Source organism: 'Chrysanthemum coronarium' phytoplasma (genome assembly GCF_000744065.1).
Lineage (GTDB): Bacteria > Bacillota_I > Bacilli_A > Acholeplasmatales > Acholeplasmataceae > Phytoplasma > Phytoplasma asteris.
In genome coordinates, this window is the sequence record NZ_BBIY01000116.1 from 1 (window position 1) to 1,124 (window position 1,124).

1 protein-coding gene is annotated in these 1,124 nt (G+C 33.7%); it reads right to left on the reverse strand.

The annotated features are described in order from the left end of the window. Positions 1–1,124: DNA primase (gene dnaG, locus OYV_RS04000; protein WP_042068419.1), on the reverse strand; the 1,124-nt coding region annotated here is incomplete at both ends.

The window sequence follows — 1,124 nt, forward strand, 5'->3', positions numbered from 1 at the left end:
TGATGATTTCTATTTTAATGTCAAATTTGGTTAAATTTAATTGTTGTTTGGTGTGAGCAATGTAAGGAGGTTTTGGGGCTTTGTTAATGGAGACTTGAGAATTAAGGTTAACTGTTAGTTGATATGTTTTTTGTAAGTATTCTTGATAAAGCATTTTGATTTCAAAGCTTGAGGATTGGAATAGTTCTTGTAATTCTTTTTTGGTTTGGGCTTGGTTGTAAGCATCCATTTGTTGGCAAATCAAATCCACTTTCAAAGCTAAAAAATCCTTTAAATTATCAGTTAGAAGGTGTTGGTATTTTTCGGTTCCTTCAGTTTTGATGTATTCATCGGGGTCTAGATTATTTGGAAAATCTACTATTTGGACTTGGAAGTGGTTTTTTTGGAGAAAGGTTCCAATTTCTAAAGTAGCGGTTTTTCCTGCTTTGTCGCCGTCATAGGCAATAATTATTTTGTCGGTGAGTTTTTTTAATAGTTTGGCATGATCCAAAGTAAGGTTAGTTCCCATGGTAGCAACTACGTTTTTGAATTGGGCTTTAAAAGATGCCATAACATCAAAAAAACCTTCATGCAAAATGACTGTTTGTTTTTTTCTGATTTCAGCTTGGGTTTCGTAGTATTGATACAAAGTTTCGCCTTTTTTGAAAATTATTGTTTCGGGACTGTTGAGATATTTAGGCATTTGATCATCTAGACTGCGGCTGGAAAAAGCAACAATTTGGCCTGATTTGTTAGTAATGGGAAAAATGAGCCGGTTTTTGAAAAAATCATAAAAGTTGCCGGTTTTCTCGTCTTGATTGATGAGACTTAATTTTTTTAGGTCATCAGGGTCAAATTTGGTACCTTCCATTAAATAACGTGATAAATGGGAAGCTTTGGGAGCATAACCTAATTTAAAATGTTTTATTATGTCATTGTCAAAGCCTCTTTTTTCTAAATAATTGAGGACTTGTTTGTTGTGTTTTAATTGATGGGAATAAAAATCTGATGCTTCTTGCATGATGTTGTAGAATTTTTGGTATTGATGGGTGCTTTGTTGGGGTAGGGAAGTAGCAATGCTCAAGCGGTTTGCCAGTTCAAAAATGGCTTGATTTAAAGGGATGTTTTTGATGCTTTTGTAAAAA